This is a genomic window from Rhodococcus sp. 3258 (assembly GCF_031456475.1).
Classification (GTDB): Bacteria; Actinomycetota; Actinomycetes; order Mycobacteriales; family Mycobacteriaceae; genus Rhodococcoides; species Rhodococcoides fascians.
On record NZ_JAVDUT010000002.1, the window covers coordinates 166553 to 182082 of the forward strand.

22 protein-coding genes are annotated in these 15530 nt (G+C 63.6%); 12 read left to right on the plus strand and 10 right to left on the minus strand.

Annotation, left to right across the window (positions count from 1 at the left end; all coding sequences use genetic code 11):
* Nucleotides 1–23 precede the first annotated feature (23 nt).
* Nucleotides 24–623 carry a hypothetical protein gene (locus J2X62_RS08180; protein ID WP_032367706.1) on the plus strand — a complete coding sequence of 200 codons (600 nt, stop codon included), beginning with the start codon at nt 24–26 and terminating at the stop codon, nt 621–623.
* Here the strand turns inward: J2X62_RS08180 and J2X62_RS08185 are convergent.
* Genes J2X62_RS08185 through J2X62_RS08195 form a run of 3 tightly spaced genes read right to left on the minus strand, consistent with a single transcriptional unit; the run spans nt 620 to nt 2866 of the window.
* The gene (locus J2X62_RS08185; protein WP_310179634.1) at nt 620–1381 is read right to left on the minus strand and encodes a class I SAM-dependent methyltransferase; all 762 of its coding nucleotides are present in this window, start codon (nt 1379–1381) and stop codon (nt 620–622) included. The genes J2X62_RS08180 and J2X62_RS08185 overlap by 4 nt on opposite strands.
* Nucleotides 1382–1408: 27 nt before the next feature.
* A complete protein-coding gene (locus tag J2X62_RS08190) occupies nt 1409–1858 on the minus strand; it encodes an SRPBCC family protein (RefSeq protein WP_032367705.1) in 450 nt (149 codons plus the stop codon).
* A 54-nt stretch (nt 1859–1912) separates the two neighbouring features.
* Entirely contained in the window at nt 1913–2866 is a 954-nt protein-coding gene (locus J2X62_RS08195) for a D-2-hydroxyacid dehydrogenase (RefSeq protein WP_310179636.1), read from the minus strand.
* Nucleotides 2867–2889: 23 nt separating this feature from the next.
* On the opposite strand from J2X62_RS08195, the gene J2X62_RS08200 reads away from it, so the two are divergent.
* Complete coding sequence (locus J2X62_RS08200; RefSeq protein WP_032367702.1) at nt 2890–3450, plus strand: sugar O-acetyltransferase; 561 nt, start codon at nt 2890–2892, stop codon at nt 3448–3450.
* Here the strand turns inward: J2X62_RS08200 and J2X62_RS08205 are convergent.
* The gene (locus tag J2X62_RS08205; RefSeq protein WP_032367701.1) at nt 3442–5025 is read right to left on the minus strand and encodes a hypothetical protein; all 1584 of its coding nucleotides are present in this window, start codon (nt 5023–5025) and stop codon (nt 3442–3444) included. The two genes, J2X62_RS08200 and J2X62_RS08205, sit on opposite strands and share 9 nt — an antisense overlap.
* Entirely contained in the window at nt 5022–5822 is an 801-nt protein-coding gene (locus tag J2X62_RS08210; RefSeq protein ID WP_371832715.1) for an ABC transporter ATP-binding protein, read from the minus strand. The genes J2X62_RS08205 and J2X62_RS08210 overlap by 4 nt, the downstream gene beginning before the upstream one ends.
* A gap of 35 nt (nt 5823–5857) precedes the next feature.
* On the opposite strand from J2X62_RS08210, the gene J2X62_RS08215 reads away from it, so the two are divergent.
* Both J2X62_RS08215 and J2X62_RS08220 read left to right on the plus strand, forming a co-directional pair.
* Complete coding sequence (locus J2X62_RS08215; RefSeq protein WP_310179641.1) at nt 5858–6661, plus strand: SDR family oxidoreductase; 804 nt, start codon at nt 5858–5860, stop codon at nt 6659–6661.
* 32 nt (nt 6662–6693) lie between these two features.
* Nucleotides 6694–8259, plus strand: coding sequence for a Na+/H+ antiporter (locus tag J2X62_RS08220; RefSeq protein ID WP_310179643.1), 1566 nt, complete (start codon nt 6694–6696; stop codon nt 8257–8259).
* Here the strand turns inward: J2X62_RS08220 and J2X62_RS08225 are convergent.
* Nucleotides 8256–9038 carry a pirin-like bicupin family protein gene (locus J2X62_RS08225; protein WP_094662351.1) on the minus strand — a complete coding sequence of 261 codons (783 nt, stop codon included), beginning with the start codon at nt 9036–9038 and terminating at the stop codon, nt 8256–8258. The two genes, J2X62_RS08220 and J2X62_RS08225, sit on opposite strands and share 4 nt — an antisense overlap.
* A gap of 34 nt (nt 9039–9072) precedes the next feature.
* The gene (locus J2X62_RS08230) at nt 9073–9597 is read right to left on the minus strand and encodes a VOC family protein (RefSeq protein ID WP_027495111.1); all 525 of its coding nucleotides are present in this window, start codon (nt 9595–9597) and stop codon (nt 9073–9075) included.
* An 85-nt stretch (nt 9598–9682) separates the two neighbouring features.
* On the opposite strand from J2X62_RS08230, the gene J2X62_RS08235 reads away from it, so the two are divergent.
* The gene (locus J2X62_RS08235; RefSeq protein ID WP_032382398.1) at nt 9683–10135 is read left to right on the plus strand and encodes a MarR family winged helix-turn-helix transcriptional regulator; all 453 of its coding nucleotides are present in this window, start codon (nt 9683–9685) and stop codon (nt 10133–10135) included.
* Nucleotides 10132–10854 carry a pirin family protein gene (locus J2X62_RS08240; protein WP_310179648.1) on the plus strand — a complete coding sequence of 241 codons (723 nt, stop codon included), beginning with the start codon at nt 10132–10134 and terminating at the stop codon, nt 10852–10854. Before J2X62_RS08235 ends, J2X62_RS08240 begins: the two co-directional genes overlap by 4 nt.
* A 16-nt stretch (nt 10855–10870) precedes the next feature.
* Here J2X62_RS08240 and J2X62_RS08245 read toward each other — a convergent pair whose 3' ends face one another.
* Complete coding sequence (locus J2X62_RS08245) at nt 10871–11305, minus strand: MarR family transcriptional regulator (protein ID WP_310179649.1); 435 nt, start codon at nt 11303–11305, stop codon at nt 10871–10873.
* A 62-nt stretch (nt 11306–11367) separates the two neighbouring features.
* On the opposite strand from J2X62_RS08245, the gene J2X62_RS08250 reads away from it, so the two are divergent.
* From J2X62_RS08250 to J2X62_RS08265, 4 genes are all read left to right on the plus strand, one after another.
* On the plus strand, nt 11368–11739 hold the full coding sequence (locus tag J2X62_RS08250) for a VOC family protein (RefSeq protein ID WP_032367695.1): 372 nt from the start codon (nt 11368–11370) through the stop codon (nt 11737–11739).
* Between the two features lie 18 nt (nt 11740–11757).
* A complete protein-coding gene (locus J2X62_RS08255; RefSeq protein WP_310179652.1) occupies nt 11758–12432 on the plus strand; it encodes a DUF1109 domain-containing protein in 675 nt (224 codons plus the stop codon).
* Between the two features lie 62 nt (nt 12433–12494).
* Nucleotides 12495–13082 (plus strand): helix-turn-helix domain-containing protein, encoded by a 588-nt coding sequence (locus J2X62_RS08260; RefSeq protein ID WP_032373456.1) that lies wholly within the window; start codon nt 12495–12497, stop codon nt 13080–13082.
* Between the two features lie 8 nt (nt 13083–13090).
* Nucleotides 13091–13303 carry a hypothetical protein gene (locus J2X62_RS08265; protein WP_032373455.1) on the plus strand — a complete coding sequence of 71 codons (213 nt, stop codon included), beginning with the start codon at nt 13091–13093 and terminating at the stop codon, nt 13301–13303.
* A gap of 10 nt (nt 13304–13313) precedes the next feature.
* Here the strand turns inward: J2X62_RS08265 and J2X62_RS08270 are convergent, their stop codons facing one another.
* Nucleotides 13314–13799, minus strand: a complete 486-nt coding sequence (locus J2X62_RS08270) for a GNAT family N-acetyltransferase (protein WP_094621843.1) — start codon at nt 13797–13799, stop codon at nt 13314–13316.
* Nucleotides 13799–14740, minus strand: a complete 942-nt coding sequence (locus J2X62_RS08275; RefSeq protein WP_094621842.1) for a DUF808 domain-containing protein — start codon at nt 14738–14740, stop codon at nt 13799–13801. The genes J2X62_RS08270 and J2X62_RS08275 overlap by 1 nt, the downstream gene beginning before the upstream one ends.
* 181 nt (nt 14741–14921) lie before the next feature.
* Between J2X62_RS08275 and J2X62_RS08280 the strand changes: the two genes are divergently transcribed.
* A complete protein-coding gene (locus tag J2X62_RS08280; RefSeq protein WP_094621841.1) occupies nt 14922–15329 on the plus strand; it encodes a hypothetical protein in 408 nt (135 codons plus the stop codon).
* Nucleotides 15326–15523: a helix-turn-helix transcriptional regulator gene (locus J2X62_RS08285; protein ID WP_032373454.1), complete on the plus strand. Its 198-nt coding sequence runs from the start codon at nt 15326–15328 to the stop codon at nt 15521–15523. Before J2X62_RS08280 ends, J2X62_RS08285 begins: the two co-directional genes overlap by 4 nt.
* Nucleotides 15524–15530 lie beyond the last annotated feature (7 nt).

Sequence of the window (15530 nt, forward strand, 5' to 3'; positions counted from 1 at the left end):
CGAGTCCAAAAGGTCATGCCACGATGCACGCACTATCTCGAGGCCTTCTCGCCGCGGGTGCAGCCCTCACGCTGATGCTCGCCGCGGGCTGTTCGTCGTCCGACGCCGGCACCGCCGTTGCCGCAGACACCACTGCCTCCAGCAGCTCCGCAGCCCCCACCACCACCGACAACGTGTCCGGCCAGGAAGGCATCGACGCTGGTGGCTCCACCGACATCGACGTCGAGATCGGCCAGTGCGTCAAGCTCGGTGGCACGATGACGGCCGCCGAAATCGACAACGCCGAATGCGGCAGCATGGAGTCCAACTACAAGGTCATCGCCAAAGCCGCAGAGAACGAGCAGTGCCCCACCGACGTCAACCAGACGTACTACGAGACTCTGAACGGTGTCGAGCAGGGCGCATTGTGCCTCGACGTCGACTGGGTCATCGACGGCTGCATGAGCGTGCCGAGTACCGGAATGGACGAGCCCGCCCGCGTCGATTGCGCAGACCCCAGCGCGACGAGCGTGGAAAAGGTCACCGAGATCAAGACCGGTACCGCGGACCCCAACGACTGCCCCGAAGGCGGATTCGCCTACGAAGCACGGCAATTCGTCGTCTGCACCACGACGGTGGCCTAGCCTCGAGTCGCCGTCATCATCTGCGTGACGTACTGATAATCCAGGTGGCCGTGGCTGTCGATAGCCGCATGAACCGCTCGGAGCACTTCCTGCCGACGTGTGTCGGTGAGAATCAGGTGACTCGAATGTGTCGCGGCCATCGCGCAGAATTCGTCCGCGGAGTAACGCTGAACCCACTCGTACGTCGACGTGGACCAGGGGCCGAAGCCGGCCGCGCGGGGTACCGCGGTCTCGGATTGCACGCCGAGGGAGTGCGCCAACAGCGGCGCGGCGTCCGGCTCGGTCGCGATGTACGCAGCCCGCACCGACTCCCACACCGGCCCGTCGAGCTGACCGGGCATGTTCCACCACAACCGAAGTGATCCCCCGGGGACCAACGCACGAGCCGCCACCGCGGCTCCTCGATCGGGGTCCACCCAGTGCCACGCCTGAGCGGCCACGACGACATCGAACGATGAAGGCGCACCGACGAAGTCCTCGAACCGGGAGACCTGAACATCGACGTCCATGTTCTCGGTGCGGCGTCGGATCACCTCGGCCATACCCGAATCCGGCTCGACCGCAACCACCGAAGCGCCGCGTTCGGCCAACGCGACGGTGGCTTTTCCGGTGCCGGCTCCCGCTTCCAACACGCGGGTCGCACCGCCGGCAAGAACATCCGTGTACAGCGCCGGCGGGTATCCAGGGCGAGCCCGGTCGTACTCCTCGGCGACTCTGCCGAAGCTCAGTCCGCGGGGTCGTTCCGGCTCGTCCGTCACGTTAGCCAGAGTACCGATTATTCGGGACTACCGATGTTCGGCCGATTCCAGTTGCGACCGCAATGTGGACTCGGTGTGCCGAATCGCCTGCCCGACGACGGGCTCCACAACGGCCCCGAGAACTTTACCGGCGATACCCCCGGGCAGGCTGTAACGGAAGATGACATCGAGGCGGGTCCGGCCCTCATCCAGGTCCGTGAAAGACCAGGTCGAGGAGTTGGACAGGCCTTCGACCGATTCGAGCGTGAGTCGCTCGTTCTCGACCCATTCGGTGACGCGCACGATCGAATTCAACGACTTGGGGCCGATCTGCATGGTTGCGTCGTACGTCGCCCCGAGACCGGAGGTGGTCTCACTCCTCGGCTCGAACCGCGTGATCCCGAACATCCACCTCGGGACGTTTCGATAGTCGTCGAGGTAGGCGAAAGCCGCATCGCGGGGTGTCGACGCGACCGCCGAATGGTTTATCTCACGCATTCCACCGACACTAATACACGCGACGGCGTGTTACACATAGATTGACGTCGGCTTCTACCGGCGGACGTAGCCCGCCTGCTTATCCACCACATTGACCAGGGACTCGTTCCGCCGGTACCTATCGAGATTGTCCTCGAACAGCGTCCACAGCCGATCGGCGAAGTCGTCGGCGTCACCGGCCAGATGCGCCGTCAGAATCACGTTGTCGAGCTCCCACAGCGGACTCGACGTCGGAAGTGGCTCGACCTCGAAGACGTCCAACACGGCCCATCCGATCGCCCCGGAATCCAATGCCTCACACAAGGCCTGTTCGTCGACAACGGGCCCACGGGCGATGTTGACCAGCCCCGCGTCGTGACGCATTGCCCCGAGGACCTCTGCATTCACGAGCCCGCGGGTCTTCTCGGTCAGCGGCGCGGACAGCACCACCACGTCGTATTCATCTGCGTAGGAGGGTAACTCGTCCACCGAACGAATTCTATCGAACTCCGCATCTCCCGGCCGCTCGGATGTACCGGCCGCGTCGACACGCATGCCGAGTGCACCGAGAACGCGACCGATGGCGCGGCCGATCGAACCCGGACCGACGACCAGCACCCTCCGATTGTGGATTCCACTGGTGAGGCGATGCTCCCAGACCCGTTCACGTTGTCGCCGAAGCGCTTCGGGCAGCTTCTTCATCGACGCCAGAACGCCCGCAGCGACGTACTCGGCGATCGCACGGTCGAGAATGCCGCCGGAGTTGGTGAGCACCCACGGACTGTCCCGCAGCACCGGATCCAGCACCCGATCGACCCCGGCGCTCGACACATGAATCCAGCGAAGCTTGTCGGCGTGCGGCCACACATTCTGCAGGTCGACTGCCTCGAACGTGCGAAACAGTAGAACCTCTGCCCACGACACAGCGTCGACGAGTTCGGGGATCGTGCAACTGCGGAAGTGGACTCCGCCGATCGACGGGAAGGCCTTTCGGTCCGAATCACTCTCGACCACGAGCACATTGATCACGGGACAAAGATAGCCTCTGGTCCATGAGCGAGAATCGAGACCGGATGTTGCGCGGCGAACTCTATCGAGACAGTGATCCCGACCTGGTGGCGTCTCGGGTGTCGTGTGGAAAGCTGCTCGACAGATTCAACGCAACCGAGGCGGACCAGGACGCAGAAAGACGTGAACTGCTCGGCGAGCTACTCGGTTCCATCGGAGCGGACTCGTGGATCATGCCGCGATTCCAATGCGACTACGGCACATACATTTCCATCGGGTCCAACAGCTTTCTGAACTACGACGCCATTCTGTTGGACTGCGCGCCCATCACCATCGGGAACGACGTCTCGATCGGTCCACGGGCCCAGCTACTGACGGCGCTGCATCCCATGGAGGACCACGATGCTCGTCGATCTCGTTGGGAGAGCGCCCTTCCCATCACTATCGGAGACAATGTCTGGCTCGGCGGAGGCGTCATCGTCTGTCCCGGAGTCACGATCGGCGAGAACTCGGTGATCGGAGCCGGAAGTGTCGTCACCCGCGACGTACCGCCGCATACGTTCGCTGCAGGGAACCCGTGTCGGGCGATCCGCGCACTACCGTGAGATCACCGAGTTCAGGATTCTGTCGGAGTCACGAACCAGCGTGCCGACTGCCATTCGCGCGCCCCACCACATCCCCAGCCAGCCGATCGCTACGGCCACCAGGATGGACAGATACGCCCACGCTCCCGGAAGGAGCAGTGCGAGAAGCAGTGCGGGCACGACCGACACGGCCAGGACCACTATCCCGAGGATGAGGAATACGAATGCATTTCCGGTGAACGACCCCCGTGTGTTCATCGAAAACGACTTCGTAGCTTCGGGCACCGGGTAGGCACCGCGTACGGAGTTCACGGCGGTCAGACCGGCGCTGACTCCGAGCATCGAGATCGTCACGGCGACAGGGATCTCCCATCGGTCGAGCCCGAGATCACCGAACACTCGGACCACCAGGACCGGCACGATCGCGAAGGGGGTCGCAACCAGCAACCAGGCGATCTGCCGACCACGGATGTCGTCGGGGAGAGCCTGCGGAATCATCACCAGATGCCACATCGAACCACCGTCGAGACCGTACGAATTCGATCCCGCACCCATCGCCATGAAGATCGTGATCCACGCACCCCAGGCTGCGCTGAACGGAATCGAGTCGGTCACCAGCGGGCCGATGCCGGCCAGCACTGCGAAAATCAGCACCGACAGCAGCTGACTCCGACGACGCATGTCACCGCGCCACAGAGACAGCTCTCGGGTCACTACCGCGCCGACGCGCGTTGCCCGCCACCCTGTTGCACCGTCGCGCCCCTTCTCTGCCGTCTGCTTACGGGTCGATCCCGACGACGTCGAGACACGTCCCTCGAAGTGGCGTAGAACCAGTCGCTGCCAGGCCCACACCAGTGCGACGTCCAGCAGCAGCAATCCCACCACCGCGCCGATCGCCAACAGCCAATTGCCCTCCAGCACAGCATCGACGCCGGTGATGCCCCAGCCGAAGGGAATCGAATGAGCCAGTGTCAGCGGCCACGTCACCTCACCCGACAGCACACGATCGAGATTCTGCGTGATGGGGAACTGCAGGAAGTACAGGCCTCCGAAGACAGCGCCGAACGCCAGCAACGCGAATTCGCGGCTGCGGCGACTCTTGAGTAGTTGCGACATGGCCAGCGTCACCACCCGTGACAACGTCACGAAGAACACCACCGTCGCGGGCCAGGCCACGAGCGCCAGAGGTACTGCGGCAGCCGACCGCGACAGAGCGTAGATCGGAATGGACGCCGTCGCGACGATCGTCAGCGGAACCACCATGCCGATCACCGACGTGGTCAGCAGCGCACGGGCCAGTCGCGCAGGATCGACGGACAGCAATTGGAAGTGGCGGGGCTGGATGTTGTCGTCGGAGATACCCGACAGCACCGGGAAGAGCACCCAACTCAGGCCCGTCAGGGTCAGTCCGAGGCTTGCGGTGCCGCCCACCAATACCTGCGACGCGCCGGTTCGGGCCGCCATCACGCATGCGAGAACCGCGAGGGCCAGCCCCAGCAACCCGAACACGGTCTTGACCACTGCTTGTCCGCCCTTGAACTGCCTGCGGTAGAGCGTGATTCGCATCTGCAGGACGGTGCGACCGACCGACTTCACGAGCGCATCCAGGACAAGCCGTCCGGGTTCTGGTCTCGGGATCCGACGAGGCGCACGAAGGCGTCGTCGAGGGTGCCACCGGCGCGGACGTCGTCGACCGTTCCCGCCGCCACGACTCGACCACCGGTGATGACACCGACGTGGGAGCACAGCCGTTCGACGAGGGCCATGACATGACTGGACAGGATCACCGAGCCACCGGAGCGAACGAACTGAATCAGGATGTTGCGGATCGTCGTCGACGAGATGGGATCGACGGCTTCGAAGGGCTCGTCCAACACCAAGAGGCGAGGCCCGTGCAACAGCGCCGACGCCAGTCCGATCTTCTTGGTCATTCCGGCGGAATAGTCGGCGATGACGGTTCCGCCTGCATCGGCGAGACCCAACGCGTTCAGCAGCTCGTCGCGACGCTGTGCGATGACGTCCTCCGGCATCGCGCGCAGTCGACCGATATAGGTCAGGAGCTCGTGGCCGGTGAACTGGGAAGGCAATGTCAGTCCGTCGGGTAGCACGCCGAGCAGCTCCTTCGCCGCGATCGGATCGGCCCAGACGTCACACCCGAAAACGAGGCTTCGGCCGTACTGCGGTCTGAGCAGCCCGACCGCCATGGACAGACATGTCGTCTTACCAGCACCGTTGGGGCCGACCAACCCGAACATCGACCCGGGCGGAACCATCAACGACAGGTCGTCGACCGCAATCTTGGGGCCGAAGGCCATGCACATGTGCTCGAGCAGCAAAGCGGGAGGATTCGTTTGCACGGGTAACAGACTAACCGGTATGGGCGGTTTCGTCATGCGCTACGAACCGACTGCACCGGTACCATCTGGGCATGAATCGCACTGCAGTGGTCACCGGAGCTTCGTCGGGCATCGGAAGGGCCGTCGCGTCGGCGCTGGTCGCCCGCGGCTACCGAGTTATCGGCACTTCTCGGAATCCGGATTCGATGACCTCCGATCAACGGGCAGCAGGCGTCGAGTATCGCGCTCTCGATCTCACCGATTCCGCGTCGATCGGCGCATTCGTTGCCGAGCTGGGCGCCGTCGACGTTCTGGTCAACAACGCGGGCGAGAGCCAGTCCGGGCCCTTCGAGGAACTGCCGACCGACGCCATCGAGCGATTGTTCCAATTGAACGTGTTCGGCGCAGTGACGCTGTCGCAGAACGTGATTCCCGGCATGCGTGAGCGCGGGTACGGCCGCATCGTCATGGTCGGGTCGATGCTGGCGAGCTTTCCGCTCGCCTACCGCTCCTCGTACGCGTCGACGAAAGCAGCCATCAAGGGCTTCTCCGACGCAGCGCGGCTGGAACTCTCTCCGTTCGGCGTGTGGATGACCACCGTGGAGCCGGGATCGATCAACACCGGAATCAGCGAACGACGCACCAAGTACATCGCCGCGGATTCGGTCCACCGAGACGACTTCCACACAGCGATCTCGTCATTGGATCGAAAGGAGGGAACCGGAATCTCCGCCGAGGACGTCGCCGAAGTAGTACTGAAGGCCATCGAGGCCGACAAGCCGAAACCCTTGTACGCCAGAGGAAGCAACGCACCGGTCGTGTTTCTGGCGCGACGGTTGCTGCCGGCGACATTCATGGAGAAGACGATTGCGAAGATGTTCGGGTTGAAGAGATAGTTTGAACCCCTGACCTGGTGGAATACAGCCGGGTGATAGAAACTCTGGGCCTGGTCCTGGCGGCGACGGGTCTGATCGTCGCCGCGCAGGTGATCTCGAAGAAGACGGCGCTGCCCGCGGCAGCGTTGTTGACCTTGGCCGGCCTGGCCGTCTCGGCATCGGCGTTGCCCGACATCGTTCTCGACCCCGAAGTCGTGCTGACTCTGGTGATTCCGCCGCTGCTCTACAGCGCCGCGCTGAACTCCTCGTTGATCGCGATCCGCCGCAACGTCTGGACGATCCTGAGTCTGTCGGTCGCCCTCGTGGTGGCCACGGCTGCCCTCGTGGGCGTCGGCATGTGGTTGCTCGTTCCGGGCATCACCCTGGCCGCCGGTTTGGCGCTCGGTGCCGCGGTTGCGCCGCCGGACCCGGTCGCCGCCCTTGCGGTGGGTCGTCGCGCCGGTATCCCACCGAAACTCGTCACCCTCATCGAAGGTGAGGGACTGCTGAACGACGCGACGGCGCTGACGATGCTGACCGTCGCGATCGCCGCAATATCCAGTCAGGACATGACCTTCGTCCACGCGGGTGGGTTGTTCGTGTTGGCTGCGGCCGGCGGAATCGTCGTCGGATTGGTCGTCGCCCTGCTGATTCGCCTCGTACAGCGCTACGTTCACGATTCGCTGCTGCTCAACATCGTGTCGCTGGCGACGCCGTTCGTGGCGTACCTGGCGGCAGAGGAAGTTCACGCCTCGGGTGTTCTCGCCGTGGTCGTCGCGGCTCTGGTGATCGGGCACCACACCCGCCACGCCATCTCCGGGGCCAGCCGACTGCAGACCAGCGCTGTGTGGCGACTGATCGATCTGCTGCTGGAGGGATTCGTTTTTCTGCTCATCGGTGAGCAACTGCCCACCGTGGTCGGCGGCCTCTCGGCCTACTCGGGAACGACCATCGCTCTCGCGGTCACGGTCACTCTGGCCGGCGTGCTCCTGCTGCGTCCGCTGTGGTTGCTCACGACCGGGCTGTCCCCACGCGAGGCGGTGGTGATGAGCTGGGCCGGCACCCGCGGCGTCATCACCGTCGCCGCGGTGTTCACGCTCCCTCTGACGATCGACTCGGGCGAGCCGTTCGAGAGCCGAGACCTGTTGCTGTTCTGCGCATTTCTCGTCGTGCTGGTGACGGTCCTTGGACAGGGCCTCACGTTCGCTCCACTGGTGCGCAAGCTGAACGTCGTCGCGGACCCCGCCGCAGAGGCGCGTCTGCGAAACGAAGCACGTGAGGGATCGGCCAAAGCTGCACTGTCACAGCTCGATCGCATCGCCGACGAAGAGAACCTCGACGACGAGGGCCGGGAGATCCTGCGGAGCGAGCTCGAGCATCGCATCGACCGCTACCACCGTCGACTCGATCATCTCGACGAGACGGACGTCGGCGACGCGGTCATCTCACCGGAACAGATTGCTGCGATGAGTACGCGCCGCCGAATCCTCGATGTGGAGCGAGAAGAGTTGCTCTGCTGGCGCGATGCCGGCCGGCTACCGGACAACAGCATGCGCAGCCTCGAACACGAACTCGACCACGAGGAGCATTCGTTCCGCCCACACCGAGAGACCGATTAACCGGCGATCGCGGCGTGCATCTCCCAGACGATCACTTCGGCACCACTGGCACTGCTCAGTTTCTGACCGCCGCCTCCGCTGACGCGCACGGCGTCACCCTGCGCGAGGGGTCCGACTCCCTCGAGCATCGCCTCACCCTCGGCCACGAAGATGTGCACGAACGGTGCATCGGGAATCTCCACCGGAGCCTGCCCGGGCTGTAGGCGCGCCACGTGCATGGCAGCGTACTTGTTCTTGATGCGAATGGCGGCGTGATCGGCATGGTCGGGCATGCCGGATGCGACGGGAACCAGACCGCCGCTGAGCAATTCGTTGTCGATCTCGAGCTGCTCGTAGCCCGGGGTGATGCCTTGCTCGTCGGGCACGACCCACATCTGGACGAAGCGAACAGGATCGCCGTGCTTGCCCGAGTACGAGCCGGCAGTATCGCCGAGTCGCCACGAATCGTTCTTCTCGGAGTGCAGAATTCCGGTGCCCGCACTCATGCGCTGTGCGAGGCCGGGGTAGATGACTCCGGAGTGGCCCATCGAGTCCTGGTGCACCAGCGATCCCTGCAGAACCCAGGTGATGATCTCCATGTCGCGGTGCGGGTGGGTATCGAATCCCATTCCCGGGGTGACGATGTCGTCGTTGTTGACCATGAGGACGCCGTGGTGGGTGTTACTGCGATCGAAGTGGTTGCCGAACGAGAAGGAATGCTTGGAGTCCAGCCAGCCGATCTTGGTCTTGAATCGGTCGTCGGCGCGGCGGAGGTCGAGTGTGGTTGCTGCAGAGGTCATGTCATTGCCTCGAATCTCGAAAGTAGGTGTGTTCTCAGAGAACGTGCGAGCCGTACATTTCACCGAGCGGATCGGCGATCAGTTCGAGCCGTGCACCGTCGGGGTCGCGGAAGTAGAGCGAGACCTCGCTGTGCTCGATCAATTCGATTCCCGCGTCGATCAGCTTGGTGCGCAGGTGCTCCCAGCGGGTGGGCTCGACACTGATGGCCACGTGATGCAGACCGCCCAGCACCTCCGCGTACGGCCCGACGTCGAGTCCGGGGAAGTCGAAGAAGGCCAACAGGTTGCTGTTGCCGATGTCGAAGAAGAAGTGCGACGAACCCGGGTAGTCACGGTTCTCGATGAGCTCGGTCAGAGGGAACTCGAGCAGGTCTTGATAGAACCGCACGGTCGCCTCGACATCGCTGCTGACCAAAGCCGTGTGATGAAGTCCGCGGGCAGACGATGCCGGACGCTCACCTGCAGGCTTCATGTACTGCTGACGGATGCGGTCCCGCTGCTCGGCGTGCTCCTGCGCGCGGCGTGTCTCGTCTGCAGTCAGTTCGTTGGTTTCAGTCATCGCTTCGGCCTCCGGTCAGGTAGTTGCTTCGTCAACTACCGAGAACAGTACACCGGTTAGTTGCGTTGTCAACTAGCATGGGGGCATGGACTCACCACGGTGGCTCGATGCCGACGAACAGCAGGCCTGGCGCGCATACCTCGATGCGACGCGGCTGCTGCTTCGCGACCTCGACAATCAACTCACACGCGACTCCGGGATCTCCTTCACCGACTTCGAGCTATTGGTCGTGCTGTCCGAAGCGCCCGACCGTCGCCGACGAATGAGCGAACTGGCCGACGCCGTCACCACGACTCGCAGCGGCGTCACCAGGGCCATCAGCCGACTGGTCGACAACGGCTGGGTCACGCGCGTCAAATGCGACGACGACAAGCGAGGAATGTCCGCCGAACTCACCGAAGCGGGCATGAACACCCTCGCCGCCGCCAGCCCGGGACACGTCGAAGCAGTGCGAGGGAAAATGTTCGATCTGGTGGACCCGAACGATCTCGCGGCTCTGACCCGGACTTTCACGGCGATGCGGAACCACGCATCGTGACCGTGACTCACATACGCGGTGCACAACGCCATCACTGGTGGAACGAGTGGCTCGACTCGAAGCAGTCGTTTCCCGCCACCGGCAATTACGACCTCGCGGCCAATGCGCACGGGCTACTGATGGTGCACAACGAGGACACGGTGTTACCCGGCGAAGGGTTCGACTCCCATCAGCACGAGAACATGGAGATCGTCACGTGGGTGTTGGAAGGGACGCTGAAACATACTGACTCCGAGGGCAATTCGGGGCTGATCTACCCCGGCCTCGTTCAACGCATGAGTGCCGGAACCGGAATCCGGCACACCGAGACCAATGCGTCGAGCCGGACCAGCCGCGAAAAGCTGCGCGTGGTGCAGATGTGGATCCCACCCGACACCGATGGAACCGACCCCTCGTACGAAGAGCTGGACGTACAGGACCAGCTGGCGAACGGCGAGCTGGTTCCGGTGGCGTCCGGCATGCCGGGCCGCGGCGGCGTTCGGATCGGCAACCGCTACGCGACGCTGCATACCGCCCGACTCGCACCGGGGGAGTCCGTCACCGTCCCTGACGCGCCGTACGGTCACGTCTTCGTCGCCGACGGTTCCGCAGTGTTCGAGACCGTCGGAGACGTTGCCCAGGGTGACGCGGTCCGACTCACCGCCACCGGAGGTCACCGTGTGACAGCATCGACGGCGAGCGAGATCTTGATCTGGGAAATGCACGCCGGCTTCGCCTGACCGAGAACCACCGAGGTTACGACTGCTCGCACCCGTCCAGAGCCTCAGCACACGTAACAAGGCTGCGGTGCAACACTTCTCGCTCACTTTTGGACAGCGACGCAATCATGGCATTTTCCACCGCGGCGACAGCGGCCGACGCTTGCCGCAGGCGCTCCCTGCCCAGGGTTGTCACGTACAGACGCTGGTCTCGACCTACCCCCTCGATCTCCACCAGGCCGCCGCGTGTGAGCCCGGCCAGCAGTTGATGGGTTGCCTGCCTGCTGACGAATACCGCGCGCGCGAGTTCGGCGTTGGACAGTCCCGGTTTGTGCGCGAGGAGTTCGAGGCTCGAGTACTGCGAGACGGTGATATCGAGATCGCGTAGGCACTCGTCCATCGCCGAACGCAGGGCGGACGTGGCCCGCTTGAGGGCGTAACCGATCGAGGTGTCGACATCCACTTGACTCATGTCAACATCTTGACATACGTTCATCTCGTCAAGAACTTGACGAACTACCGAAAGGACACGACATGACCGTTGCAACCGTTTCCGGACCGAGCTTCCTCTCCCTCCAGGTACGTGACCTCGCCGTCAGTGCAGACTTCTACGAATCGCAGCTGGGCCTCGTCCGCGCACCCCAGGCACCACCCGGCGCAGTGGTGTTCACCACCTCACCGATACCGTTCGCCGTCCGAAACCCCGCTCCCGAAACGGATCTCGACAGTGGTCAGCCGGGACTCGGAGTTGCCCTCTGGCTGGTGTGCGACGACGCCGAAGCGCTCCACGAAAATCTCGTCGCCGCCGGCGTGACGATCGTGACCGCCCCCTTCGACGGCCCCTTCGGAAAGACCTTCGTCCTACGTGACCCCGACGGATACGCCGTCACCGTGCACAGCAGTTAGCCCCGAAGTCATCGACAAATGTGGGACCCTGAGCGCGGATGCCACCTCCGACGCGTAGGGAACACGACCATCATCGAGCGCCTGAAGAACCGCCTCATCGAGTCGGCGAACGCACCTCGAAAAGCCTCGAAACCGCCCGGGCCGATCCTGCTGGTGTTCACCACGATCGCCGCCGTCACGTGGGTATGCGTGTCCAGGAACTGGTGGCCCTCGCCCTACGGACAGTTCGCCTGGTTCGATCCGCTCCTCGCCGGCGCGTCGTCGATCCTGGTGCTGCTGATCGTCGGGTTCATCTGGGCAATTCGCACCCTCCACGTCGTCGGCCAGGATCGAAGATGGTCGTGGTGGATAGCGTCGGCTCCGGTGGTGGTGGGCTTGGCAGCGGCTGTTCTGGTACTGCTGCCACCGGACAATATGCTGGACCATCGCGACGAATTCGAGGCCGTTGCGCGAGAATTGAGTGCACAGCCCTCGAGTAGCCGCGAACACATCGAGATCGGCCCGTTCGACATCAGCTCGGCACGCGCCACATCTGGCGGCGAGGTCTACTTCACCGAAGACGGCGGCTTCTCCCTCATGAGCGCCTCGGGCTGGGCGTATGCACCAGGTGGACCGCCCGCGGGATTCGACGACTTCACCGCCACGCACCTGGACGGTCCCTGGTACGAATTCTCGGCCATCTGGCGGGACTGATACCCCAACCGCAGACCCGAAAGAACTATTGCGAAATATTTCTTTCGGGTTATGGTTGTTGCATGAGCCCACCACCTCCGTCCCGGACGCCGCGCAAGCTGACAGACATGTCCGAGCTGAAAGCGCTGACGCATCCCATCCGGTTACGTCTGCTCTATGCACTCCGCGCCAACAAGTCGATGACGGCAACCCAGCTCGGCGATCTGGTGGACGAGTCACCCGCCTCGGTGAGTTATCACCTGCGCAAACTCGCCGAGCACGGGTTCGTGAAGGAGGTAGAGAACGGCTCGGACAAGCGCCAACGTTGGTGGTCGGAGGCCAATGAGGAGGGCTTCAGCTGGTCCGAGAACGACTTCTCCGACTCGCCCGAGTCACTGTCGGTCGCCAAGGCGTCCAAGGACTCCTGGTTGGCGCACCAGTGGTCTCGGTTGCGTGATTTCGACCGGACTTCCGAGTCGTGGGGCCAAGAGTGGGTATCGGCGGCCTTCAGCTCCGACGACGTCCTGCGGCTCACCGCCGAGGAGACGAAGAAGATGGGCACGGAGATGCGTGCCGTCATCGACAAATGGCGTCGACACGGCGAGAACGCGACCTCGGGGGAGCGTGAACACGTGATGGTGCTGATGCATGGATTCCCCACTACACCTTAGGAGTTGGCATGTATCCGTTCGATCCGCACACGTACCTCCTCTTGGCCGAGCAAGATCGCGATCGGCATGTGCTTCTGGCCGAGCGGCGCAGACTCGCTGCTGCGCAGAAGCGCCTCCGCCGAGATGAACTCCGCGTTCAGAAGGCGTGGGACGAGTTGACCGCATCGCTCGCCGATGTCTCCCTGTCCGAGCGACGGGTCCTCGAGCTGGCTCGTCGGTGACGAAAGCTGTTCAAAGCAGTCGCTTTTCCAGCCATACCTCGGCGTAGGGCTCGGCGTTGAATGCCGGCACCTCCCGATAGCCGAGCTTGGAGTACAGGCCCCGGGCCTCGACGAGGTCCGCTCGCGTATCCAATCGCACTGTCGTGCGGCGCGATTGGCGAACCGATCCCTCGACGAACTCGACGATCGACGACCCGACGCCGTTTCCACGGGCGCGCGCGTCGACGAAGACCCGAGTCAGTTCTGCGATGTCGTCGGAGACGAAACGAGCACCACCGCAACCGACCAGCGTCGCGCCCAGGTATGCGACAACGAACAGGCCCGAATCACCCACGAGATCGTCACTCGGCTCGTCGACCATGACTCGTCGTACTTCCTCGTCCGACGCCTCGCGGCCGTAGAAGCGTCCGACGATATCGACGTTGTAGCGAAACAGGATGTCGAGCGCCGGCTCCGAGGAGGGATGAACGACGGCGAACGTCGCCGATACAGGCACTACTTCGCGGCGGCCCGTTTGGCGAGCACCTTCGAGATCCCGAGCTGCGCAACAACGATGATGCAGCCGACGATCGCACCGATGACTGCCGACGCAAGAGTGTTGACGATCCACGCCAGCACTCCGCCGACACCCGCGACCCCACGCACCGCATCCTCACCGTGGTGCACCAGCTCGTAGATGGGGTGGAAACCGAGCTCGTCGATGCCCACGAGAAGGATGTGCCCACCGACCCACAGCATGGCTGCGGTGCCGACGACCGACAGCACTGCCATCACCTTCGGCATGCCCTTGACCAGTCCGCGGCCGAACTTTTCGACGAACCCGGACGAGCCCTCGGCCAGCTTCAGACCGATGTCGTCCATCTTGACGATGAGGGCGACGACGCCGTAGACGACGATGGTGATGACCACCGCGACGACCGCCAAGATGATGAGGCGACTCCAGAAGCCCTCGCTCGCAATGGTGTCGAGAGCGATGACCATGATCTCGGCGGAGAGAATCAGGTCGGTCCGAACGGCACCGGACACCACGCTGTCCTCGTCCCGCGGCCCGTCCTCTGCCTCGGCGTGATGATCGCCGTGGCCGAACAGCGCTCCCCAGATCTTGTGCGCTGCCTCGTAGCTGAGGTAGCAGCCACCGAGCATCAGAATGGGCGTCAGCAGCCATGGGAGGAACTGACTGAGCAGCAGGGCGATCGGCAGAATGATTAGCAGCTTGTTCCGAAGCGAGCCGACAGCGATGCGCTTGATGATGGGCAATTCCCGTTCGGCCGCGAGACCGCGAACGTACTGAGGCGTCACCGCTGCGTCGTCGATCACGACACCGGCGGCCTTGGCCGTCGCTTTGCCGGTAGCGGCTCCCACGTCGTCGATCGATGCTGCCGCCAGCCGTGCCAGCGCGGCCACGTCGTCGAGCAGGGCTACCAGTCCGCCGGCCATCAGTGATCTCCGAGTGAAGACGAATGCACGATCAGGCTCCTAGGGCTGAGTACGACGCCGAAATCCGGCAATCCACGTGCTCGAACCATACCGCCAGTAGCTCGCTGCGGACCACACATCGGAGTGGGATGTATGGTTTCCTATACGTATAGCGAGCTATACCAACGAACGGAGCATTCAGGTGAGACTCAGATGGATATCGGTCGCCGCTGTCGGCCTGGCCACTGCATCGGCGACGGCACTGCTCGCCTGGCTCGTGTCACCCATCGCGCCAGGGGTTTCCGCGCTGGTGTTCGGCGTCACCGCGCTGCCCTTCGGCGCGATGCTGGGCTGGATACTGTTCGTCGCGCCGGTCACCGCCGACCAGACCTACACCTCGGGCGACAGCATCGAAAGCCATTGGACGACATCCGCGTCCAGCGGTACGGCCACCGATCTGGTGACCGTGCTGGGTCTGACTCTTGCGGTGGTGTCCATCGCCCGCGTCGATCCCCCGGCCACGCTGCTGCTGACGGGCTTGCTGCTGGCGGCATTCGCATCGTTCACCGCGCGGTACGCGTTCGCGCGCTACCGGGCCCTGTCCGAGTGAAGAACGATGTTCGACGGCGCCGCACCGAGAAGCGGTGGTCTCAGAGCGAATTGGCCGAGCGAATCGACGTCACCCGACTGACGATCATCTCCATCGAGAAGGAGCGGTTCGACCCGAGCCTGCCTGTCGCCTTCCGCCTTGCCGCAGCATTCGACTGCACTATCGAGGAGTTGTTCGAGCCGGATACGAATTGACCGGACC